This is a genomic window from Streptomyces sp. NPDC059718, assembly GCF_042733315.1.
GTDB lineage: Bacteria > Actinomycetota > Actinomycetes > Streptomycetales > Streptomycetaceae > Actinacidiphila.
The window spans coordinates 1-20,566 of the sequence record NZ_JBHWGA010000018.1 but is presented as its reverse complement, the minus strand read 5'-3'; the positions used below and the strand labels follow the sequence as shown (position 1 = coordinate 20,566).

The window sequence follows — 20,566 nt, the reverse complement described above, 5'->3', positions numbered from 1 at the left end:
GGGTCAGGGACGTGGGGCCCTCTTGGGCAGGACGCGCAAGGCGTCCCCTATGTCCGCCACCTCCGTCACCTTCATCCCCGACGGGATCTTCCCCGGGTCCGGCGGCACGAGGGCGTGGGTGAAGCCCAGCCGGGCCGCCTCGGCGAGCCTGCGCTGCACCCCGGTGACCCTCCTGACCTCGCCCGCCAGGCCCACCTCACCCACCGCGACCAGGTTCTTCGGCAGCGGCGTGTCGATCGCGGCGCTGGCCAGGGCGAGCGCCACCGCCAGGTCGGCGGCCGGCTCCCCGAGCTTCACGCCGCCGACGGTCGCCGTGTAGATGTCCTGCTTGCCGATCGACTTGATCCGGCCGCGCTGCTCCAGCACCGCCAGCATCATCGACACCCGGGAGTTCTCCAGGCCGGAGGTCGTACGGCGCGGGGAGGGGATCTGGGTGTCGACGGTCAGCGCCTGCACCTCGGCGACCAGCGGGCGCTTGCCCTCCAGGGTGACGGTCAGGCAGGTGCCCGGGACCGGCTCGTCGCGCCGGGTCAGGAAGAGTCCGGACGGGTCGGCCAGGCCCGTGATGCCCTCGTCGTGCAGCTCGAAGCAGCCGACCTCGTCGGTGGCGCCGTAGCGGTTCTTGATGCCCCGGATCAGCCGCAGGCGGGCATGGCGGTCGCCCTCGAAGGACAGCACCACGTCCACCAGGTGCTCCAGCAGCCGGGGGCCCGCGATCGCGCCGTCCTTGGTGACGTGGCCGACGAGCAGCGTCGACATGCCGCGCTCCTTCGAGGCGCGGATCAGCGCGCCCGCTACCTCGCGGACCTGGGCCATGCCGCCGGGGGCTCCGTCGATCTCGGGGGAGGCGACCGTCTGCACCGAGTCCAGGATCAGCAGCGAGGGCTTGACGTCGTCCAGATGCCCCAGCACCGCCGACAGGTCGGTCTCGGCGGCGAGGTAGAGGTGGTCGGACAGGGCGCCGATGCGGTCGGCCCGCAGCCTCACCTGCGACGCGGACTCCTCACCGGTCACGTAGAGCGTGCGCGCCTGGGGCCCGGCCGCCTTCGCGGCGACGTCCAGCAGCAGCGTCGACTTGCCGACGCCCGGCTCCCCCGCGAGCAGCACCACGGCCCCGGGCACCAGCCCGCCGCCCAGGACCCGGTCCAGCTCCGGCACGCCCGTGCCGCGCGCGGTGGCCTGGCGGCCGTCCACCTGCCCGATCGGCTTGGCCGGCGTCGTCACCCGGCCGGCCGCGGTCGTGCGCACCGGGGATGCGCCGCCGTACTCCTCGACCGTGCCCCACGCCTGGCACTCGCCGCAGCGGCCGAGCCACTTGACGGTCGTCCAGCCGCACTCCGTGCAGCGGTACGACGGACGGTCCTTGGAAGCGGGGCGGGTACGGGCAGCCATGTGCCGCACGCTATCGGGTGCCACCGACAACGCCGCACGGCCCGGGGCGCGGGCCCTTGCCGTCCCGCTCCGGAAATGGCTCGCGCACGTGGCCGGAGGGTCACCCGACGGGGTGAGCGGCGTGTGCTCTTTCGGGCGGGATCACCACCCATTTGGATTAAAGCCCGCCGTGATGCCTGGGGGTGTACGGGTCGTGGTCCTACCGTCACGGAGTGATGAGCAGCAGGTCTGACACACCCTCCCAGACAACCGGCGCGCACCGCCGACACCGCGCGCCGGTCCAGCGTGGCCGCGCCGCGCCGGGGACCACGGGGTCCCCGGCGCGGCGGCGGCCGCGCCCGCAGGGGACCCTGCCCGCGCAGCCCCCGGCGCACTACGAGCCGTACCTGGACGGGCTGTTCACCTACTGCCTCTCCGTGCTGTGCGAGCACGACTCCGCCGCCGCCGCCCTCGGCGACGTGCTGGCCGTGGCCGAGCGCCAGCGCGCCCGGCTGCGCGACACCGAGCTGCGCAGGCCCTGGCTGTACGCGCTGGCCCGCTGGGCCTGCCTGCGCACCCTGGCCGAAGGGCGGCCGGTGTCGGTGCAGGCCTCGGCGGACGTGGCCGCCCGCAGACGCGGGGAACTGGCGGCGCTCGCCTGGCCCGAGGCGGCCGGCACCACCCCCGAGCAGCGCGAGGCGCTGGAGCTCGCCGTCCGGCACCAGCTGGCGCCGCACGAGGTGGCCCTGGTCGTCGGGCGGGAGCCGGACGCGACGCGCGCGCTGCTCGCCCAGGCGGCCTGCGAGGTGGAGCGCACCCGGGCGGCGCTCGCCGTGGTCGAGCTCGGCAACTGCGCGGCGGTCGCCCGCCTCGCCGGTGACGCCCGGGTGCTGCTGGGCTCGGCGCTCCGCCGCGAGCTGGTGACCCACGTCGACGTGTGCGCGCACTGCCGGGTCACGGCCGAGCGCGCCGTGGCGACGGGACCGTGGCCGGGCCTGGCCACCACCGCCGCGACGGCCGTGCTGTCGACGGTCGAGGCGCCCCGCTCCGCCGCGTACGCCGCCTTGCTGCACGCCATGCAGGGCGGCGTCGGGCGCGCCCGCCAGGGCACCCCGCGCTTCGACCGGCGCGGCTTCCCGATGGACCTGAAGGAGCGGATGGCGCGGCGGGCCCGGATGCGGCACCGCGCGGTGACCTCCACGGTGGTCGCGGCCGTCGTCGCGGCACCGGTGCTGGCGCTGTGGGCGGCGTACCACGGAGCGCCGCTGGCGCCCGAGCACAAGGGGGAAGGTTCCTTCAGCGCCGGCGAGGGCCTCGACGGCGTGCAGTACGAGAAGGCCGGTGTCGCGGGCGCGGCCGACGCGCGCGGGCGTTCCACGCGCGGCGGCCAGGGCCGTCTGTCGGTCTCCGTCGTGTCCGCCGCCCCCTCGGCGTCCGCCGCCGCCTCCGCCTCGGCCGGTGCCCGGGGCTCCGCCTCGCCGCCGGGCGACGCCACGGACGGCGACGACCGCTCGGTGCCCCGCCCGGGCCGGCTGCTCGTCGAGGCCCGCTCGCGCGGTCACGTCACCGTCGTCACCCTCACCGCCGAGGGCGCGGCGCCGGTCCGCTGGAGGGCGGCCACCTCCGAGCCGTGGCTGCGGCTGAGCCGGAGCCACGGCAGGCTGCGGCCCGGCCAGAGCATGACGCTGACGGTCTCCGTGGACCGCTCGCGGGAGCCCGTGGGGCCGTGGACGGCACGGATCTGGTTCGACCCGTCGGGCGCGGTCGTCACGATCGAGGGGAGGGGGAGGCAGTCGCCTTCCCCCGACCCCTCTCCGACCCCGTCCGCCCCCGACCCGTCACCGAGCGACCCGCCGAGCCAGAGCCCCTCGCCCTCCCCGTCCTCCGCCCAGGGGGACGACCAGGGCGACGACTAGGCGTCCTCGCCCTCGTCCTGCCCCGGACCCTCACCGCGGGAGCCCGGCACCGGGTCCGCGGGGTGCGGCGCCATCGGCAGCAGGGAGGCGAGCCGCTGCTCGCACAGCTCGACGAGCCGGTCGTAGGCCTGCGCCCCCATCAGCTCCGTGAGCTCCGCCCGGTACGAGACGTACACCGGTTCGCCCGCGCCGTGCGCGGACCGCGCGCCCGTGCACCACCAGTGCAGGTCGTGACCGCCGGGGCCCCAGCCGCGCCGGTCGTACTCGCCGATCGAGATCATCAGCACGCGCGTGTCGTCGGGCCGGTCCACCCAGTCGTACGTCCGCCGGATCGGCAGCTGCCAGCACACGTCCGGCTTGGTCTCCAGCGGCTCGCGGCCCTCCTTGAGCGCGAGCGTGTGCAGCGCGCAGCCGGCGCCCGCGGGGAAGCCGGGGCGGTTGAGGAAGATGCAGGCGCCCTGGTGCCGCCGGGTCTGCCGGTCGCCGTCCTCGTTGACCTCGGCCCAGCCGCCCTCCTCTCCGACCGGGTGGAACTGCCACAGCTCCGGGGTGAGCCGCTCCACGTGCCGCGCGACGCGCTTCTCGTCGTCGTCGTCCGAGAAGTGCGCGCCGAGGGTGCAGCAGCCGTCGTCCGCCCGGCCCGCCTGGATGCCCTCGCAGCCGCGGCCGAAGACGCAGTTCCACCGTGAGGTGAGCCACGTCAGGTCGCACCGGAAGACCTGTTCCTCGTCCGCCGGATCGGGGAACTCGACCCACGCGCGCGGGAAATCGAGCCCGACCTCGTCCGACACGTCCGGGTGATGCTGCCGCTTCGTCGCCTTTTTCACCTTCGCCACGATGTCAGGGTAAGCATGTGAAGCTCCTCCAGTGGTCACCCGCGCATGTGCCCATACCCCGCATGTCCCCGGTCAAGGCGCGGCGCAGTAGCGTTCCGGGCATGAGACTCGGTGTCCTCGACGTGGGTTCGAATACCGTCCACCTTCTGGTCATGGACGCGCACCCCGGCGCGCGTCCGCTCCCCGCCTACTCCCACAAGGCGGAGCTGCGGCTGGCGGAGCTGCTGGACGAGGACGGCGCGATCCGCGAGGACGGCGTGCGGCGGCTGGTCGCCCAGGTCGCCGAGGCCCTGGTCGTCGCGGAGGACAAGGGCGTGGAGGACGTCCTGCCCTTCGCCACCAGCGCGGTGCGCGAGGCCGCCAACGGCGAGCAGGTGCTCGCCCGGGTCGCCGCCGAGACCGGGGTCGCCCTGACCGTGCTGTCCGGGGAGGACGAGGCGCGGCTCACCTTCCTCGCCGCCCGCCGCTGGTTCGGCTGGTCCGCCGGCCGGCTGCTCATGCTGGACATCGGCGGCGGCTCCCTGGAGGTCGCGTACGGCATGGACGAGGACCCGGACGCCGCGGTCTCCCTGCCGCTCGGCGCCGGCCGGCTCACCAGCGGCTGGCTCCCCGGCGACCCGCCCACCCCCGACGACGTGCGCGGCCTGCGCAAGCACGTGCGCGCCGAGATCGCCCGCACCGTGGCGGAGTTCAGCCGGCTCGGCGGGCCCGACCACGTGGTGGGCACCTCCAAGACCTTCAAGCAACTGGCCCGGATCGCGGGCGCGGCCCGCTCCGCCGAGGGCCTGTACGTGCAGCGCACGCTGAGCCGCAAGGCGCTGGCGGAGTGGGTGCCGCGGCTGGCCGCCATGACGGAGGGCGCCCGCCGGGACCTCCCGGGCGTGTCGGAGGGCCGGGCCCGCCAGCTGCTGGCCGGGGCGCTGGTCGCGGACGCGGCGATGGACCTGTTCGGGGTCACCGAGCTGGAGGTCTGCCCGTGGGCGCTGCGCGAGGGCGTCATCCTGCGGCGCCTCGACCTGATGACGAGCGACCGGGGCTGAACGAGGCGCACGGCGTAACGCCGCCGTGCGGGCGCCGCGCCGCCCCGCGCCGCCCCGCGCCGCCCCGCGTGTCGATCGCGTCACGTCGGCCGGGTGCGATGTGCCGTCGGGCCGACCGGCCGCCGTACGCTGTTCCCCGTGGCAGCCCCTGACCCTGTGGACCCGAACGGACACACCGTGCGCGTACCGGACGCGAAGGTCGCGCTGTCCACGGCCTCGGTCTACCCCGAGTCCACGGCGACGGCCTTCGAGATCGCGGCCCGGCTGGGCTACGACGGCGTCGAGGTGATGGTGTGGACCGACCCGGTCAGCCAGGACATCGAGGCGCTGCGCCGCCTGTCGGACTACCACGGCATCCCGATCCTGGCGGTGCACGCCCCCTGCCTGCTGATCACCCAGCGGGTGTGGTCGACCGACCCCTGGGTGAAGCTGCAGCGGGCCCAGACGGCGGCGGAGAAGCTGGGCGCCTCGACCGTGGTCGTCCACCCGCCGTTCCGCTGGCAGCGCAGCTACGCGCGGGAGTTCGTCGCCGGCATCTGGCGGATGGCGAACGAGACCGACGTCCGGTTCGCCGTCGAGAACATGTACCCGTGGCGCTACCGCGACCGGGAGATGCTCGCGTACGCCCCCGACTGGGACCCCACCAAGGACGACTACCGGCACTTCACCATCGACCTGTCGCACACCTCCACGGCCAGGACCGGGACGCTGGAGATGCTCGACCGCATGGGCGACCGGCTCGGTCACGTCCACCTGGCCGACGGCAGCGGCTCCGGCAAGGACGAGCACCTGGTGCCCGGACGCGGCAACCAGCCCTGCGCGGAGGTGCTGGAGGGCCTGGCCGCGCGGGGCTTCGACGGCCATGTGGTGATCGAGGTGAACACCCGGCGCGCGATGTCGGCCGCCGAGCGCGAGGCGGACCTCGCCGAGGCGCTGGCCTTCACCCGGCTGCACCTCGCCGCGGCCGCGCGGGTGCGCTGATGGCTCCGGAGGACGGGACCGGCAGGCGCGGCCGCGGCCGCCCCGCCGGGAGCCGCTCGGGCACCGCCGAGACCCGCGAGCTGATCCTCGCCGCGGCCCGGCAGGAGTTCTCCGCCCGCGGCTACGACAAGACCTCGATCCGCTCCATCGCCAAGTCCGCGGGCGTGGACCCGGCGCTGGTGCACCACTACTTCGGGGCGAAGGAGCAGGTCTTCGCCGCCTCCATCGAGTTGAGCTTCGAGGCCGCCTTCGGCGTCCCCGACGTCCTCGCGACCGGTCCCGAGGGCGTCGGCGAGCGGCTGGCCCGCTTCTTCGTCGCCATATGGGAGAACCCGGTCTCCCGGGCCCCCATGCTGGCGATCGTCCGCTCCGCCGTGACCAACGACACCGCCGCGGGCGTGCTGCGCGGCATCGTCCTGCGGCGGCTGCTGGAGCGCGTCGCGTCGGAACTGAAGGTCCCCGACCCCCGGCTCCGCGCGGAACTCGCGGGCGCCCAGATGATCGGCATCGTGATGATGCGCTACGTCATCAAGATCGAGCCGCTGGCGTCGGCGGACATGGAGGACGTCATCGCCCTCATCGCGCCGACCCTCCAGCGCTACCTGACCGATCCGGGGCCCGTCACGGGATGAGCCGGCCGCATGGCAAACGGGTCGACAATGGGGGAGAGAGCCCCGTCGCCGGCCCGCTGCGGACCCGTCGGTTCCGGTACCGGATCGCCATCCACACCGTGGACTCGCCGTCCGCAATACGGACACACCGCCGCGTACCGCGACCGGGGGCGTACGCTCGAAGGCTCCGAGATGGAAACGTAGGGAGTGGTCCCCGTGCCCGAGCTGAGGTCCCGCACAGTCACCCACGGCCGCAACATGGCGGGCGCCCGCGCCCTCATGCGCGCCTCGGGCGTAGCGAGCGAGGACATCGGCAAGCCGATCATCGCGGTGGCCAACAGCTTCACGGAGTTCGTGCCCGGGCACACCCACCTGCAGCCCGTCGGCCGCATCGTCAGCGAGGCGATCAAGGCCGCGGGCGCCGTGCCGCGCGAGTTCAACACGATCGCCGTCGACGACGGCATCGCCATGGGCCACGGCGGCATGCTCTACTCGCTGCCCTCCCGCGACCTGATCGCCGACTCCGTCGAGTACATGGTCGAGGCGCACTGCGCCGACGCGCTGATCTGCATCTCCAACTGCGACAAGATCACCCCGGGCATGCTGATGGCCGCCCTGCGCCTCAACATCCCCACCGTCTTCGTCTCCGGCGGCCCCATGGAGGCCGGCCGTGCCACCCTCGTCGACGGCACGGTGCGCACCCTCGACCTGATCGACGCGATCGCCGACGCCGTCAACGACAAGATCTCCGACGAGGACATCCTCCGCATCGAGGAGAACGCCTGTCCCACCTGCGGCTCGTGTTCCGGCATGTTCACCGCCAACTCGATGAACTGCCTCACCGAGGCGATGGGCCTGTCGCTGCCCGGCAACGGCTCGGTCCTGGCCACCCACACCGCCCGCAAGGCGCTGTACGAGGACGCCGGCCGCACGGTCGTGGACATCACCCGGCGCTACTACGAGCAGGACGACGAGTCCGTGCTGCCGCGCTCCATCGCCACCTTCGAGGCCTTCGAGAACGCCATGGCCCTGGACATCGCCATGGGCGGCTCCACCAACACGATCCTCCACCTGCTGGCCGCGGCCCAGGAGGCCGACGTCCCCTTCGGCCTCACCGACATCGACGCCGTCTCGCGCCGCGTGCCGTGCCTGGCCAAGGTCGCCCCCAACGTCGCGAAGAGCCGCACATACTACATGGAGGACGTGCACCGGGCCGGCGGCATCCCCGCCCTGCTGGGCGAACTCCACCGGGCCGGCCTGCTCAACGAGGACGTCCACTCCGTCCACTCGCCGTCGCTCGCCGACTGGCTCAAGACCTGGGACGTCCGCGGCGGCTCCCCCTCCGCCGAGGCCGAGGAACTCTGGCACGCAGCCCCCGGCTGCGTCCGCTCCGCCGAGGCCTTCTCCCAGTCCGAGCGCTGGGAGGCCCTCGACCTCGACGCCGCCGAGGGCTGCATCCGCTCCGCCGAGCACGCCTACTCCAAGGACGGCGGCCTGGCCGTGCTCCACGGCAACCTCGCCGTGGACGGCAGCGTGGTGAAGACCGCCGGCGTCGACGAGTCCATCTGGACCTTCGAGGGCCCGGCCGTGGTCTGCGAGTCCCAGGAGGAGGCCGTCGACAAGATCCTCCGCAAGGAGGTCAAGGAGGGCGACGTCGTCGTCATCCGCTACGAGGGCCCCAAGGGCGGCCCCGGCATGCAGGAGATGCTCTACCCCACCTCCTTCCTCAAGGGCCGCGGCCTCGGCAAGGCCTGCGCCCTCGTCACCGACGGCCGCTTCTCCGGCGGCACCTCGGGCCTGTCCATCGGCCACGCCTCCCCCGAGGCGGCGTCCGGCGGCACGATCGCGCTGGTCGAGGACGGCGACCGCATCCGCATCGACATCCCCGGCCGCAGCATCGAACTCCTCGTCCCCGAGGAGGAACTGGCCGCCCGCCGCGCCGCCCTCGGCGGCGTCTACGCCCCCAAGGACCGCGACCGCAAGGTCTCCCTGGCCCTCAAGGCCTACGCCGCGATGGCCACCAGCGCCGACAAGGGCGCCGTCCGCGACGTCACGAAGCTCGAGGGCTGAGCCCGGCCCCGGCCCCGTCGTCCCCGAGACCCCTTCCGCCGATCCCCGCGATCACCAGCGGGAGGGGTCCTTCGCGTCCACGGCGAACACACTGCCGTCGGGCGCGGTCGCGAACACCTTCCCGTCGGCGACGACGGGGGAGGGCGGGGCCCCCGTGGTGACACTGGAGTCCGCATCGGGCCGCGGCTCGGTCTGGCCCAGCAGTGCGCCGCGCGCGGTGTCGATCGCCAGCAACCGTCCGTCCGCGGTGGTCAGGAACACGCGCTCACCCGCGAGCACGGGCCGCGAGGCCTCGGTCACTGACGTCTGAACGCGCCACTGCTGCGCGGCCGTCGGCTCGATGTCCCGGCGCCTGGTGTCGACCGCGACGAGAGCGCCTCCGTACTCGAGCAGGAAAACGGTGTCCCCGCGTATCGCTGCTTGCACCCCCACCATGGGAACGACGAGCCGCACACGACGCTCCGACCAGTCGGTGGTGTCGATGCGCACGATCCAGGCGGCGCGGGAGAACCCGTCGGCTGCTGTCAGGAAAAGGTGGTGCCCGGAAACCCCGATGGGGCTGAGATCCCCGTCGAACCGGTGCTTGCGTCGGACGGTTCCGTCTTCCAGGTCGATCGCAGCCACGGTCGTGTGCTTGCCGTCGCCGGACATGGCGTAGGCCATGCCGGAGCCGTCGTACTCCGCGAAGACCGGAAGCGATTCGCCCTTCAGCCTGGCGTGCCAGCGTTCGCGGCCCGTCGTTCCGTCCACCGCGGTGACATCGGCACTCTTGCTCACCAAGAGGACCGTTGTGCCCAGGCTGTAGTAGGCGCCCTGGTAAGCGGAGATGTCCAGTGTCCACCGGGTTCGCCCTGTGGATGTCTCCAGCGCGGACAACCTGTTGCCGTCCTTGCTCGTGACGCGCAGGACACCTCCCGCCGCCACCGGGGCACTCGACAAGGCGTCGGTTTCCCTGTCCGGGCTGCGGACCGACCACTGCAGGACGCCGCTTCCGGGGTTGATCCTTGCCGCCGCGACACCGCGCTGACTGCAGTACAGGGCTCCGACCGCGTACGAGCAGGCGGCGGTGTCACTGGGCCGCTCGTCGCTGCGGAGAACGGTGGTCCAGGGACGGAACCCGGCAGTCGACTGGGCTCCCCGGTCGCGGGCGCTCGCTGTGTCCCCCTGACCCTGGTGCTGGACGCCCCATACGGTTGCCGTTCCCACGGCAAGCAGCGTCGAGACGGCCACGACAAGGCGCCGGGCGCGCCACCAGGAGGCGGTCGTCCGTCCTTTCTCGGGTCGTCGCAGGGGAGAATACGACCCGGACGCCCCTATGACGACTTCTGCGCCCGGCGGTCGTCGAGGAGTCGGAATCAGGCCTTCCGCTTCGGTGTCGATGTCGAAGGCGCTGAAGGTCTGTGTGTCGTAGGAAGCCGAGATCGACCTCAGCTCCGTCATCATCGCATCGGGCGTCGGACGGTCGTCCGGGTCCTTCGCGAGACATCGTTCGATCAGCGGTCGGAGATCCGCTGGGACCCCCTCCAACTGCGGCTCGTCGTGAACCACTTGGTAGGCGACGATGTAAGGACTGTCGGAGTCGAACGGGCTGCGCCCCGTTGCCGCATGCACGAGCACGCTGGCCATCGCGAAGACATCGGCGGCCGACCCCACCGCTCGTGGCCTGCGGAACTGCTCAGGTGCCATGAACGGGGGCGTCCCGATGAGCTTGCCGGTCTCGGTCCGCAGGTCACTGTCCGACGGCCGTGAGATGCCGAAGTCGATCACCTTGGGACCGTCCGCGGCCAGAAGCACATTGCTCGGCTTCAGGTCGCGATGGACCACGCCCGCCCGGTGGATGTCCCGCAACGCCTCCGCGAGGCCGGCCACCAGGTACCGCAGTTGGGCCGGCGAGACAGGCCCGTTCCGCTTCACGAACTCGGCGAGCGTCGGCCCGGGTATGTAGAGCGTGGCCATCCACGGCCGCTCGGCATCGGGATCGGCGTCCACGACGGAGGCGGTGAAGGCCCCGCTCACGCGTCTGGCGGCAGCGACCTCCTGCCGGAAACGTGCCCTGAACTCGGGGTCCTTGGCGAACTCCTCGTGCACGACCTTGACGGCGAGTCGCATGCCCGAGGTGGAGCGCGACAGATGCACCACGCCCATGCCACCTGAGCCGAGCCGGCTCTCGAGCCGGTACTGCCCCGCGTATTCCGGATGTTCCGCTTCCGGGTCGGTCCCGGGTCCCCGCAGTGGCGGCATGACCCACCCCCGTGTGTTCGTCCGCAGCCGCAACTTGGTGAGCCTAGTGGATCCCCGTAACGGCGGCGGTTCGGATTGCTAGCCTGCACCTAACAGAGCGTGAACCGTTATGGGGGGCCTAGTGGACGAGAAAAATCTCGACGATTCGGCAGAAGCCGCGCGGTCGACCGCGGCATCCGGCCTTGTGTACTACTCGGTGGCTCCGGGCTGCCGCCTCAACGTTCGCACGGGTCCTGGCACCGGCCACCAGATCGTCAAGGTCCTTCCTTACGACGTCAAGGTGCCGATCATCTGCCAGACCCCGGGTACGACGGTCGACGGCTACTACGGGACCTCCAACATCTGGGACCGGATCGCTCCTGGCCAGTACGTTTCCGACGCCTATGTGCACACCGGTAGTGACGGGTACGTGGCGGGTCGCTGCGGATGAGCGCCGCCCTTCGGTGTCACCTACCCGGTCGCGCCTGACGTGCGCCTCAACGTCCGGAACGGACCCGGAACGGGCTACCAGATCGTGAAGGTCCTGCCCTACGACGCGCGTGTCCCCATCTACTGCCAGGCCGACGGCACGACGGTCAGCGGCTACTACGGGACGTCGAACATCTGGGACCGGATGGGTCCCGGCCAATACGTCTCCGACACGTACGTGCACACCGGCAGCGACGGTTACGTCGCTGCGCACTGCGGATGAGCGTCCGCGGTTCTTCATCCATCAGGAGGGCATGTTGAGCGAGGGCAAGAGCAGGCGCGGGTTACTCCTCTCCGGCGCGGCCGCGTTGACCGGGGCGGCCTTCCCCGTGCTCGGGGGCGCCGGCGATGCCGCGGCGGCCACGGCTTCGGCCTCGGGCGATCTCATCTACTACTCGGTCGCGCCGGACGTGCGCCTCAACGTCCGCTCAGGGCCGGGCACCGGCTACCACATCGTGAAGGTCCTTCCCTACGACGCCAAGGTGCCGATCTTCTGCCAGACCCCGGGCACGACGGAGAGCGGCTACTACGGCACCTCGAACATCTGGGACTGCATCGGCACCAACCAGTACGTCTCCGACACCTACGTTCACACCGGCAGCGACGGGTACGTCGCGTCGCGCTGCAGCTGACGCATCAACATCTCGTCAAGCCCATGCCTTGGATTCGTCTCGCGGGAGGAACGTGTTGAGCAAGAGCAGGCGTGCCGCACTGGCGGCCGGTGCGGCCACGATGGCCGGGGCGGTGTTCCTCGTGCTGGGGGGTGCCGCCGAAGCGACCGCGGCGTCCGCGGATCTCGTGTACTACCCGGTCGCCCCCGACGTACGGCTCAACGTCCGTACCGGCCCCGGCACGAACTACCAGATCGTCAGGCTCCTGCCCTATGACGTCAAGGTGCCGATCTTCTGCCAGACCCCGGGCGAGACGGTCAGCGGCTACTACGGGACGAGCAACATCTGGGACCGGATCGGTCCCGGGCAGTACGTCTCCGACACCTACGTGCACACCGGCAGCGACGGGTACGTCGCCGGAAGCTGCGTCTGACCGAGCCCACGCGGTGGGTCGCGCCCGCGTCCCACGGGGAAGGACAACCCCCATGACCACACACCCGGCCCACCGCGTGCTCGCCCAGTCGTTCGACACCGTCGCCGCGCAGTACGCCGCGGCCCGCCCCGGTTACCCGGGGGAGCTGTTCGACGCCGTCGAGGAGATCAGCGGCCGTCCCTTCGCCGGGGCCGCGGTCCTGGACGTGGGGGCCGGGACGGGGATCGCCACGGCGCTGCTGCGGGCGCGCGGGGCGAACGTGACAGCCGTGGAGCCCGGGGCGGGGATGGCCGCGCAGTTGCGGGCGGGGCAGCCGGACGTGCCGCTCGTACGCGGGGACGGGGACGCGCTGCCGTTCGCGTCCGGGGTGGCGGACTTCGTGACGTACGCCCAGGCGTGGCACTGGACGGACGCGGCCAAGTCCTCCCCCGAGGCGGCACGGGTGCTGCGGCCCGGCGGTGCGCTCGCGCTGTGGTGGAACGTGCCGGACATGGGCGTCGCCTGGGTGCGGGAGCAGGAGGAGCGGCTGGCCCGCGCGGTCCCCCGCTACCACGAGAACGGCCTGACGGGGACGGCGGAGGACATCCTCCGCTCGCTCGGCTCCCGCCTGGGGATGCGCACCGAGACCCGCGTCCTGCACTGGACGCGCACCGTCGCGCTGGACACGCACCTCGCGATGCTCGGCAGCCGTTCCTACTTCGCCGTGCTCGCCCCGGACACCGCCCGCCGCATCCTCGATGACGAGCGGCGCGCGCTGCTGGCGCTCTTCCCGGACGGTCACGTGGTCGAGCCCTACAAGGTCGACCTCACGGTGGCGGTCAAGGACTGACGGTCAAGGACCGAGGGGGGCAAGGCCCGGCGGCCGGCCCTAGCCGGCCCGCCGCCTCCCGGCCACCGAACCGACGACGCCGACCACGCCCGCGACGAGGACCCCTCGCCACAGGCCGTCCCAGAGGCTGCCGAAGAAGCCCTCGGAGGTCAGGATCTGGCGCATCACGACGTCGGTGACGAGCAGCATCCCCGCCGGGACCAGCGCGACGCGCCATGGGTGGGCGGCCGCCCAGCGGCGGATGCGGCGGTCGGCGCGCGGGCCGCGCCCGGTCACCGCGCCGGCGCCGCCGACGAGGAAGAAGAGCATCAGCGCGACGGACACGGCGCCGGCGACGACGCCGAGCCCGAAGTCGCCGCTCAGGGCGGAGGCGGCGAGGGAGACCCCGCCGCCGATCGCGCCGACCGCCGCCGCCGGGCGCCAGGGGCCGAGGGTGGCCGAGGCCACCGCGAGCTGCCGCTTCTCGGCTCCGGTCACGTCCCGGGATACATCGGTAGAACGCCTCATATGGCCACGGTCACTCCGCTCCGCTCCCGAAGCCATAGGGGATGACCCTGAGACGGCCCGGAACCGTGGGTCAGGGGCGGCGCCCCGTCCCGCCCGGTCCCGGGCCGCCGCGTCACACCGGTGCGCCCTGCACCCGGACGGGCGTCACCCCCTCCTCGTTGTGCCGCTCGGCCCAGCCGAGCAGGGCCATGCCGCAGGCGTGGTCGAGGTGCCGCAGCCGGCGCAGGTCGAGTTCCATCGGGCGGTCGCGGGGCAGGGCCTCCAGTTGGTCCAGCAGCTTGGGCAGCCGCAGGAAGGTGGCGTTGCCCAGGACGCGGACGACGATCGGGCCCTCGCCCTTGTCGTGGATCTCCACATGCGTCTGCGAGGTCTCCCAGGCCGCCTTGACCACGGCCGTGAGCAGCCCGATGAGGACCCCCTCGAACATGTTGGTGGCCACGATCGCCGTCGCGGTCACCACCAGGACGACGGCCTCGCCCCGGTGCGCGCGCCACAGCGGCACGAGCTCCTTCACCGGTACGAGCTTCCAGCCCGCGTGCACCAGCACACCCGCCAGCGCGGCCACCGGGATCACCCCCAGGGCGCCGGGGATCAGCGCGGCGAACAGCAGCAGCCACACGCCGTGCAGCACGCGTGCCGCCTTCGTACGGGCGCCCGCCTGCACGTTGGCCGCGCTGCGGACGATCACCGCGGTCATCGGCAGGGCCCCGAGCGCCCCGCAGACGGCGTTGCCCGCGCCCTGCGCGATGAGTTCCTTGTCGTACTCCGTGCGCGGCCCGTCGTGCAGCCGGTCCACCGCCGCGGCGCTGAACAGGCTCTCGGCGGAGGCGATCAGCGTGAAGGCCAGCACGGTGCCGATCATGGACAGGCTCGCCAGCCCCGCGAACTGTCCGGCACCCGGCGGCTGGACGACGTCGAGCAGTCCGGCCACCTCGACGCGCTGGACCGGCAGGCCGAACAGCACGGCCGCGCCCGTGGCCAGCGCGACCGCGGCCAGTTGCCCCGGCAGCAGCCGCGCGGCACGCGGGATGCGGGGCCACAGCACGAGGACCGCGATGGTGCCGCCGCCGACCGCGAGCGCGGTGAGCGCCGTGGGCGAGGCGACGGTGCCCGCGACCAGTCCGGGTAATCCGGCGATCTTCGCGACGCCGCCTGCCGGTGCCGCGGTGTCGGTGAGCGCGTAGACCTGTCCGGCGATCAGCACCAGGCCGATGCCGGCCAGCATGCCCTGGACGACGGCGACGGAGATGGCCCGGAACCAGCGGCCCAGCCGGAGCACGCCCATGGCGAGCTGCAGCCCGCCCGCGCAGAACACGAGCACGCCCAGTGAGGGCAGTCCGAACTCCTGGACCGCCTCGTAGACCAGGACGGTGAGTCCGGCGGCCGGGCCGGACACCTGGAGGCTGCTGCCGGGGAGCAGGCCGGTCACGATCCCGCCGACGATGCCGGTGACCAGGCCGAGTTCGGCCGGCACCCCCGAGGCGACGGCCACGCCCACGCACAGCGGCAGGGCGACGAGGAAGACGACGAGGGAGGCGGTGACGTCGGCGCGCAGCGACTGCGGGCGGGGCAGTCGCGACGCGGCGCGCATGAGGCGGCTCACCGCGCGGGGGCGGGGGTGAGGGAGCCGCGGACGGGCCGGAGGGGCCGGACGGCTGGTGGGGGGAGGGCGGCTGGTGGGGGGAGGGCGGAACAAGAGGTGGGGGATGGGGGGATGAAGGTCTTCACGCGGGTGTCCTCCATTGCGCCCCGGCGCCGGTGTGGGCGGGGGCGTACGTGGTCGAGCAGTGTGGGGGGACGGTTCTCCCGGACCGCGGGCGCCGCGTACGAGTGCATGTGCGTGCACGTGGACGCGCGGGCGCCGGCGCGGGCTCGGGCCGGGGTCGGGCCCGGGCCGCGGGCGACGACCGCGGTCAGGAGGGAAGGGCTGGCGGCAGGCCGTGCCTCAGCAGCGGAACGCGCCGAGGGCGATCGGTAGTTCTCCGGATCTGGAGAGGGGTACCGCCTGCCGGGCGGTCCGCGGCGCCGTCACGGCGGCGGACACCTGGGCGCCTTCCGCCGGGACCGTCTCATCGGTCCCGGTGCCGCCCCGTGGTGCCGGTGCCGGTGCCGGGACGCTCACGGTCCCGGGCAGCACCAGGCGTATGCCGTTGCTCCCGTGCCTGCGTGCCAGGCAGTTCCGGGTCTCGGGCTCCACGCGCGCCACCGTCGTGCCCGCGCCACGGCCGGAGACGGGAACGGGCTCGGCGGCGGCGCAGCCTATCGCCGCGAACAGGGAGAGCAGCAGTGCCGCCATTCCGGCGACAGCACGCGCAACTCCCTTGGCCGATACCACAGGTGCCCCCGTTCCGATGCGTAGCCGCCCTCCATTTTGCGCAGACAGCCACTCCATTTTGCAAGCTCTTTAAGCAAACGGAGTGTAAATGATCCGTCACTCAAACGAATGCATCCGCCGCTCCTTGACGTCCCGACGCGCCCCGGAGCATTATTCACCGCATGATGAATAAAGCCGAGGAGCCCGGAGAACCGGGCCCCGGACCCGCCGTGCACGCCTCCGGGCTCACCGTCGTCCGCGGCGGCCGCACCGTCCTGGACGCCCTGGAGTTCGCCGTCCCCCGTGGCGAGATCACCGGCCTGCTCGGCCCCAGCGGCTGCGGCAAGTCGACCCTCATGCGCGCCGTCGTCGGCACCCAGGCGGCCGTCACCGGCACCCTCGACGTCCTCGGCCTGCCCGCCGGCCACCGCGACCTGCGCCCCCGCATCGGCTACGTGACCCAGGCCGCCTCCGTCTACCTCGACCTGACCGTCCGCCAGAACCTCGCGTACTTCGCCGCCGTCCTCGGCGGCGACGCGCCCGACCACGTCGAACGCGCCATCGCCGACGTCGACCTGGCCTCCCACGCCACCGCCCTCGCCGGCAACCTCTCCGGCGGACAGCTGGGCCGCGTCTCCCTCGCCGTGGCGCTGCTCGGCACCCCCGAACTCCTCGTGCTCGACGAACCCACCGTCGGCCTCGACCCCGTCCTGCGCCGCGACCTGTGGGAGCTCTTCCACCGCCTCGCCGCCGAACGGGGCGCCACCCTCCTCGTCTCCAGCCACGTCATGGACGAGGCCGAGCGCTGCCACCGGCTGCTGCTCATGCGCGAGGGCCGCATCCTCGCCCAGGGCGCACCCGACGAGCTGCGCGCAGGCACCGGCGCCCCCACCGTCGAGGACGCCTTCCTCCGCCTCGTCGACGAGGCCGCCGGGAAGCTCCCCCACCAGACCGAGGAGCCCGTCCGATGAGCACGCGCCGCACCCTCGCCACCGCCCGCCGCGTGCTGCTGCAACTGCGCCACGACCCGCGCACCATCGCCCTGATGGTCGTCGTGCCCTGCGTCCTGCTCACCCTGCTGTCCTGGGTGTACGACGCCAGCCCGCGCACCTTCGACACCGTCGGCGCCTCGCTGCTGGGCATCTTCCCGCTCATCACGATGTTCCTGGTCACCTCGATCGCGACGCTGCGCGAACGCACCTCCGGCACCCTGGAACGCCTGCTGTCCATGCCGCTGGGCAAGGGCGACCTGCTGGCCGGGTACGCCCTCGCCTTCGGCGCCATCGCCGTCGTCCAGGCCGCCCTCGCCACCGGGCTCGCCGTCCTCGCCCTCGGCCTCGACGTCACCGGCTCCGCCTGGCTGCTGCTCCTGGTCGCCCTCGCCGACGCCTGCCTGGGCACCGCCCTCGGGCTCTTCGTCAGCGCCTTCGCCGCCAGCGAGTTCCAGGCCGTGCAGTTCATGCCCGCCGTGCTGCTGCCGCAGATCCTGCTCTGCGGACTGCTCATGCCGCGCGACCGGATGCAGCCGGTGCTGGAGGCCATCTCCAACGTCCTGCCCATGTCGTACGCCGTCGACGGCATGCAGGAGGTCCTCACCCACACGGGCGTCACCGGTGACTTCGTCCGCGACCTCGCCGTCGTCGCCGGCAGCGCCGCGCTCGCACTCGCCCTCGGCGCGGCCACGCTCCGCCGCCGTACGGCCTGATCCCCCAGGGTGACCGCACCGTGGACGGCACGGCCTCCGGGCCGCCCACGGTGCGAGGATGACCCCTATGACGCAGAAAGTCGCGGTGCTCGGCACCGGCAAGATCGGCGAGGCCCTTCTGTCGGGCATGCTCCGTGCCGGCCGGCAGCCGGAGAACCTCCTCGTGACCGCCCGCCGCCCGGCGCGCGCCCAGGAGCTGCACGCCCGCTACGGCGTCGAATCGGTCTCCAACGAGGAGGCGGCCAAGACCGCCGACACCCTCATCCTCGCCGTGAAGCCGCAGGACATGTCCGCCCTCCTGGAGGAGCTCGCCCCGCACGTCGCCGCCGACCGGCTGATCATCAGCGCCGCGGCCGGCGTCCCGACCTCCTTCTTCGAGGAGCGCCTCGCGGACGGCATCGCGGTCGTCCGCGTCATGCCCAACACCCCCGTCCTGGTCGACGAGGGCATGTCCGTCATCTCCGGCGGCAGCCACGCGGCCGAGGAGCACCTGCTGCGCACCGAGGAGATCTTCCAGCCGGTCGGCAAGACCCTGCGCATCCCCGAGTACCAGCAGGACGCCGCCACCGCCCTCTCCGGCTCCGGACCCGCGTACTTCTACTACCTGGTCGAGGCCATGACCGACGCCGGCATCCTCCTCGGCCTGCCGCGCGCCCAGGCCCACGACCTGATCGTGCAGTCCGCGATCGGCGCCGCCGTGATGCTCCGCGACAGCGGCGAGCACCCCGTCAAGCTCCGCGAGGCCGTCACCTCCCCGGCCGGCACCACCATCAACGCCATCCGGGAACTGGAGAAGCACGGCGTGCGCCACGCCCTGATCGCCGCCCTGGAGGCCGCCCGCGACCGCAGCCGCGAGCTCGCCTCCGGCAACGGCTGACCGACCGGCCGGCCGGGGTCGGCGGCCCCGGCCGCCGTCAGCACGACCTCAGCCCGGCGGCAGCAGCCCGATCGCCCGGTAGGCCGCGTCCACCGTCGGCCGGGCCAGGGCCCGCGCCCGCGCGGCACCGTCCCTGAGCACCCCGTCCACGTAGCCGGGGTCGGCCACCAGCTCCGCGTGCCGTTCCCGCAACGGCCGCAGCTCCTCCACGACGGTCTCGGCGGTGTCCTTCTTCAGGGCGCCGTACGAGTCGTACCCCGCCGCGAGGTCCTGCGGCGCCCGGCCCGTGCACGCCGACAGGATCTCCAGCAGGTTCGCCACCCCGGGCCGCTCCTGCGGGTCGTACGCCACGTCCTGCCCGCTGTCCGTCACCGCCCGCAGCACCTTCCTGCGGACGACGTCGGGCTCGTCGAGCAGGTAGACGATCCCCGGGCCGGTGTCCTCCGACTTCCCCATCTTCGACCCCGGGTCCTGCAGGTTCATCACCCGCGCCGCCACCTGCGGCAGCACCGCCTGGGGGACGGTGAACACATGCCCGTAACGGTGGTTGAACCGCACCGCCAGATCCCGCGTCAGCTCCACGTGCTGCGCGTGGTCGTCCCCGACGGGCACCTCGTCCGCCCCGTACGCCAGGATGTCCGCCGCCATCAGCACGGGGTACGTCAGCAGCGACAGCCGCACACTGCCGCCCCGCCGCTGCTCACGGGCCGCCTTCTCCTTGTACTGGACCATCCTGCGCATCTCCCCGTCCGTGGCGGTGCATTCGAGGAGGTACGCCAGGCGGGCGTGCTCGTCCACATGGCTCTGCACGAAGAGCGTGCAGACCCCCGGGTCGAGGCCGGCCGCCAGCAGGAGCGTCGCCGCCTGGCGGCTCAGCCGCCGCACCCGCGCCGGGTCGTGCTCGACGGTCAGCGCGTGCAGGTCCACGACGCAGAACAGCGACTCGGCCCGGTGCTGGTCCACCGCCGCCCACTGCCGCACGGCGCCCAGGTAGTTGCCCAGGGTCAGGTGCCCCGTCGGCTTGATCCCGCTGAAGACCCTCGTCATCGCTGTTCCTCCCGGCTGTGGGACCACCGCGGTCGGCGAGCCGGAGCAGAAACACGTACGGCCGCCGAAGCGGCGGCCGTTGGATGCATGCGCTGAGCGTCGGCCGCCGTCAGGCGGCCCACCACAGGTACGAGTGCGCATGCTCGGTCATGCCCCGAAGGTAACGCGCAAACCTGTTGACGGCCACAGGTTTGAAGCACCCCTGGGCGTGGTGTAGTGTTCTCAAGCTGCCTCGGACGGGTCACCTTCCAGAGGTGGCCACTCAAGCCGCCCGGCGGCAAACCACTACTGCACGACTTCCCCTCGGGGACGATTTCGGCATGCCGAAATCAGATCCGAATGGCTCGATTATGAACCGCCGGGGAAATCCGCTAACGTAGTGGACACGCCGGAAGGCGCGAAACGAAAAACCCCGCTCCAATAGGGGGCCGGAAACGAAGAGCGGAAACGCGAAACGGATCTGGTAAGGTTGGAGACAACGAAGGGAAAGCCCGGAGGGGCCGGTGAAACGGTCTCGAAGGAAGCTTCCGTTCCTTGAGAACTCAACAGCGTGCCAAAAGTCAACGCCAGATATGTTGATACCCCGTCCATCTCGGACGAGGTTCCTTTGTAAAAAACACAGCGAGGACGCTGGGCACGTCGGGATTATTCCTCCCGATGGTGCCGCTCTCGTGAAGACATTCACGGAGAGTTTGATCCTGGCTCAGGA

At 72.5% G+C, this 20,566-nt stretch carries 20 protein-coding genes; 13 read left to right on the top strand and 7 right to left on the bottom strand.

Features of this window, described 5'->3' with window-relative positions; translation table 11 throughout:
- Positions 1-3: 3 nt before the first annotated feature.
- Positions 4-1,392, bottom strand: coding sequence for a DNA repair protein RadA (radA, locus tag ACFV3E_RS20980; RefSeq protein WP_499513239.1), 1,389 nt, complete (start codon positions 1,390-1,392; stop codon positions 4-6).
- Positions 1,393-1,607: 215 nt separating this feature from the next.
- On the opposite strand from radA, the gene ACFV3E_RS20975 reads away from it, so the two are divergent.
- On the top strand, positions 1,608-3,287 hold the full coding sequence (locus ACFV3E_RS20975; RefSeq protein ID WP_500535989.1) for a BACON domain-containing protein: 1,680 nt from the start codon (positions 1,608-1,610) through the stop codon (positions 3,285-3,287).
- On the opposite strand, the gene ACFV3E_RS20970 is transcribed toward ACFV3E_RS20975, so the two are convergent.
- Positions 3,284-4,123, bottom strand: coding sequence for a DUF3109 family protein (locus ACFV3E_RS20970; protein ID WP_500535988.1), 840 nt, complete (start codon positions 4,121-4,123; stop codon positions 3,284-3,286). The genes ACFV3E_RS20975 and ACFV3E_RS20970 overlap by 4 nt on opposite strands.
- Positions 4,124-4,224: 101 nt before the next feature.
- Here ACFV3E_RS20970 and ACFV3E_RS20965 point away from each other — a divergent pair, with 101 nt between their 5' ends.
- The 4 genes from ACFV3E_RS20965 to ilvD all read left to right on the top strand — a co-directional run bounded on the left by ACFV3E_RS20965 (position 4,225) and on the right by ilvD (position 8,825).
- Positions 4,225-5,163, top strand: coding sequence for a Ppx/GppA family phosphatase (locus ACFV3E_RS20965; protein ID WP_500535987.1), 939 nt, complete (start codon positions 4,225-4,227; stop codon positions 5,161-5,163).
- A 177-nt stretch (positions 5,164-5,340) separates the two neighbouring features.
- Positions 5,341-6,144, top strand: coding sequence for a sugar phosphate isomerase/epimerase family protein (locus ACFV3E_RS20960; RefSeq protein ID WP_500536106.1), 804 nt, complete (start codon positions 5,341-5,343; stop codon positions 6,142-6,144).
- Entirely contained in the window at positions 6,144-6,776 is a 633-nt protein-coding gene (locus tag ACFV3E_RS20955; protein ID WP_500535986.1) for a TetR/AcrR family transcriptional regulator, read from the top strand. Before ACFV3E_RS20960 ends, ACFV3E_RS20955 begins: the two co-directional genes overlap by 1 nt.
- Before the next feature lie 195 nt (positions 6,777-6,971).
- The gene (ilvD, locus tag ACFV3E_RS20950) at positions 6,972-8,825 is read left to right on the top strand and encodes a dihydroxy-acid dehydratase (RefSeq protein WP_500367452.1); all 1,854 of its coding nucleotides are present in this window, start codon (positions 6,972-6,974) and stop codon (positions 8,823-8,825) included.
- Between the two features lie 51 nt (positions 8,826-8,876).
- Here ilvD and ACFV3E_RS20945 read toward each other — a convergent pair whose 3' ends face one another.
- Positions 8,877-11,066: a serine/threonine-protein kinase gene (locus ACFV3E_RS20945; protein ID WP_500535985.1), complete on the bottom strand. Its 2,190-nt coding sequence runs from the start codon at positions 11,064-11,066 to the stop codon at positions 8,877-8,879.
- A 109-nt stretch (positions 11,067-11,175) separates the two neighbouring features.
- Between ACFV3E_RS20945 and ACFV3E_RS20940 the strand changes: the two genes are divergently transcribed.
- The 5 genes from ACFV3E_RS20940 (at position 11,176) to ACFV3E_RS20920 (ending at position 13,407) form a co-directional block, all read left to right on the top strand.
- Positions 11,176-11,496, top strand: coding sequence for an SH3 domain-containing protein (locus ACFV3E_RS20940; RefSeq protein ID WP_500535984.1), 321 nt, complete (start codon positions 11,176-11,178; stop codon positions 11,494-11,496).
- Positions 11,497-11,535: 39 nt separating this feature from the next.
- Positions 11,536-11,757: a peptidase gene (locus ACFV3E_RS20935; protein WP_500535983.1), complete on the top strand. Its 222-nt coding sequence runs from the start codon at positions 11,536-11,538 to the stop codon at positions 11,755-11,757.
- Positions 11,758-11,788: 31 nt separating this feature from the next.
- Positions 11,789-12,166: an SH3 domain-containing protein gene (locus tag ACFV3E_RS20930; protein ID WP_500535982.1), complete on the top strand. Its 378-nt coding sequence runs from the start codon at positions 11,789-11,791 to the stop codon at positions 12,164-12,166.
- Positions 12,167-12,266: 100 nt separating this feature from the next.
- Positions 12,267-12,578, top strand: a complete 312-nt coding sequence (locus ACFV3E_RS20925) for an SH3 domain-containing protein (RefSeq protein WP_500536105.1) — start codon at positions 12,267-12,269, stop codon at positions 12,576-12,578.
- A gap of 52 nt (positions 12,579-12,630) precedes the next feature.
- The gene (locus tag ACFV3E_RS20920; RefSeq protein ID WP_500535981.1) at positions 12,631-13,407 is read left to right on the top strand and encodes a class I SAM-dependent methyltransferase; all 777 of its coding nucleotides are present in this window, start codon (positions 12,631-12,633) and stop codon (positions 13,405-13,407) included.
- 39 nt (positions 13,408-13,446) lie between these two features.
- On the opposite strand, the gene ACFV3E_RS20915 is transcribed toward ACFV3E_RS20920, so the two are convergent.
- From ACFV3E_RS20915 to ACFV3E_RS20905, 3 genes are all read right to left on the bottom strand, one after another.
- Positions 13,447-13,884 (bottom strand): hypothetical protein, encoded by a 438-nt coding sequence (locus tag ACFV3E_RS20915; RefSeq protein ID WP_500535980.1) that lies wholly within the window; start codon positions 13,882-13,884, stop codon positions 13,447-13,449.
- 142 nt (positions 13,885-14,026) lie between these two features.
- Positions 14,027-15,505 carry a SulP family inorganic anion transporter gene (locus ACFV3E_RS20910; protein ID WP_500535979.1) on the bottom strand — a complete coding sequence of 493 codons (1,479 nt, stop codon included), beginning with the start codon at positions 15,503-15,505 and terminating at the stop codon, positions 14,027-14,029.
- Positions 15,506-15,859: 354 nt separating this feature from the next.
- Positions 15,860-16,210 carry a hypothetical protein gene (locus ACFV3E_RS20905; RefSeq protein ID WP_500535978.1) on the bottom strand — a complete coding sequence of 117 codons (351 nt, stop codon included), beginning with the start codon at positions 16,208-16,210 and terminating at the stop codon, positions 15,860-15,862.
- 200 nt (positions 16,211-16,410) lie between these two features.
- Here ACFV3E_RS20905 and ACFV3E_RS20900 point away from each other — a divergent pair, with 200 nt between their 5' ends.
- The 3 genes from ACFV3E_RS20900 to proC all read left to right on the top strand — a co-directional run bounded on the left by ACFV3E_RS20900 (position 16,411) and on the right by proC (position 18,810).
- Positions 16,411-17,199 carry an ABC transporter ATP-binding protein gene (locus tag ACFV3E_RS20900; protein WP_500535977.1) on the top strand — a complete coding sequence of 263 codons (789 nt, stop codon included), beginning with the start codon at positions 16,411-16,413 and terminating at the stop codon, positions 17,197-17,199.
- Positions 17,196-17,933 carry an ABC transporter permease gene (locus ACFV3E_RS20895; protein WP_500535976.1) on the top strand — a complete coding sequence of 246 codons (738 nt, stop codon included), beginning with the start codon at positions 17,196-17,198 and terminating at the stop codon, positions 17,931-17,933. The genes ACFV3E_RS20900 and ACFV3E_RS20895 overlap by 4 nt, the downstream gene beginning before the upstream one ends.
- A 67-nt stretch (positions 17,934-18,000) precedes the next feature.
- Positions 18,001-18,810: a pyrroline-5-carboxylate reductase gene (gene proC, locus ACFV3E_RS20890; protein WP_499513254.1), complete on the top strand. Its 810-nt coding sequence runs from the start codon at positions 18,001-18,003 to the stop codon at positions 18,808-18,810.
- A gap of 48 nt (positions 18,811-18,858) precedes the next feature.
- Here the strand turns inward: proC and trpS are convergent, their stop codons facing one another.
- Positions 18,859-19,857, bottom strand: coding sequence for a tryptophan--tRNA ligase (gene trpS / locus ACFV3E_RS20885; RefSeq protein WP_500535975.1), 999 nt, complete (start codon positions 19,855-19,857; stop codon positions 18,859-18,861).
- Positions 19,858-20,566: the final 709 nt, after the last annotated feature.

Coding starts and splice junctions, on each gene's coding strand:
- trpS (WP_500535975.1), bottom strand. CDS start 19,857: ATGACGAGGGTCTTCAGCGGGATCAAGCCGACGGGGCACCTGACCCTG.
- ACFV3E_RS20905 (WP_500535978.1), bottom strand. CDS start 16,210: ATGGCGGCACTGCTGCTCTCCCTGTTCGCGGCGATAGGCTGCGCCGCC.
- ACFV3E_RS20925 (WP_500536105.1), top strand. CDS start 12,267: ATGGCCGGGGCGGTGTTCCTCGTGCTGGGGGGTGCCGCCGAAGCGACC.
- ACFV3E_RS20895 (WP_500535976.1), top strand. CDS start 17,196: ATGAGCACGCGCCGCACCCTCGCCACCGCCCGCCGCGTGCTGCTGCAA.
- proC (WP_499513254.1), top strand. CDS start 18,001: ATGACGCAGAAAGTCGCGGTGCTCGGCACCGGCAAGATCGGCGAGGCC.
- ACFV3E_RS20940 (WP_500535984.1), top strand. CDS start 11,176: ATGGGGGGCCTAGTGGACGAGAAAAATCTCGACGATTCGGCAGAAGCC.
- ACFV3E_RS20965 (WP_500535987.1), top strand. CDS start 4,225: ATGAGACTCGGTGTCCTCGACGTGGGTTCGAATACCGTCCACCTTCTG.
- ACFV3E_RS20930 (WP_500535982.1), top strand. CDS start 11,789: ATGTTGAGCGAGGGCAAGAGCAGGCGCGGGTTACTCCTCTCCGGCGCG.
- ACFV3E_RS20945 (WP_500535985.1), bottom strand. CDS start 11,066: ATGCCGCCACTGCGGGGACCCGGGACCGACCCGGAAGCGGAACATCCG.
- ACFV3E_RS20920 (WP_500535981.1), top strand. CDS start 12,631: ATGACCACACACCCGGCCCACCGCGTGCTCGCCCAGTCGTTCGACACC.
- ACFV3E_RS20955 (WP_500535986.1), top strand. CDS start 6,144: ATGGCTCCGGAGGACGGGACCGGCAGGCGCGGCCGCGGCCGCCCCGCC.
- ACFV3E_RS20910 (WP_500535979.1), bottom strand. CDS start 15,505: ATGCGCGCCGCGTCGCGACTGCCCCGCCCGCAGTCGCTGCGCGCCGAC.
- ACFV3E_RS20975 (WP_500535989.1), top strand. CDS start 1,608: ATGAGCAGCAGGTCTGACACACCCTCCCAGACAACCGGCGCGCACCGC.
- ACFV3E_RS20900 (WP_500535977.1), top strand. CDS start 16,411: ATGATGAATAAAGCCGAGGAGCCCGGAGAACCGGGCCCCGGACCCGCC.
- radA (WP_499513239.1), bottom strand. CDS start 1,392: ATGGCTGCCCGTACCCGCCCCGCTTCCAAGGACCGTCCGTCGTACCGC.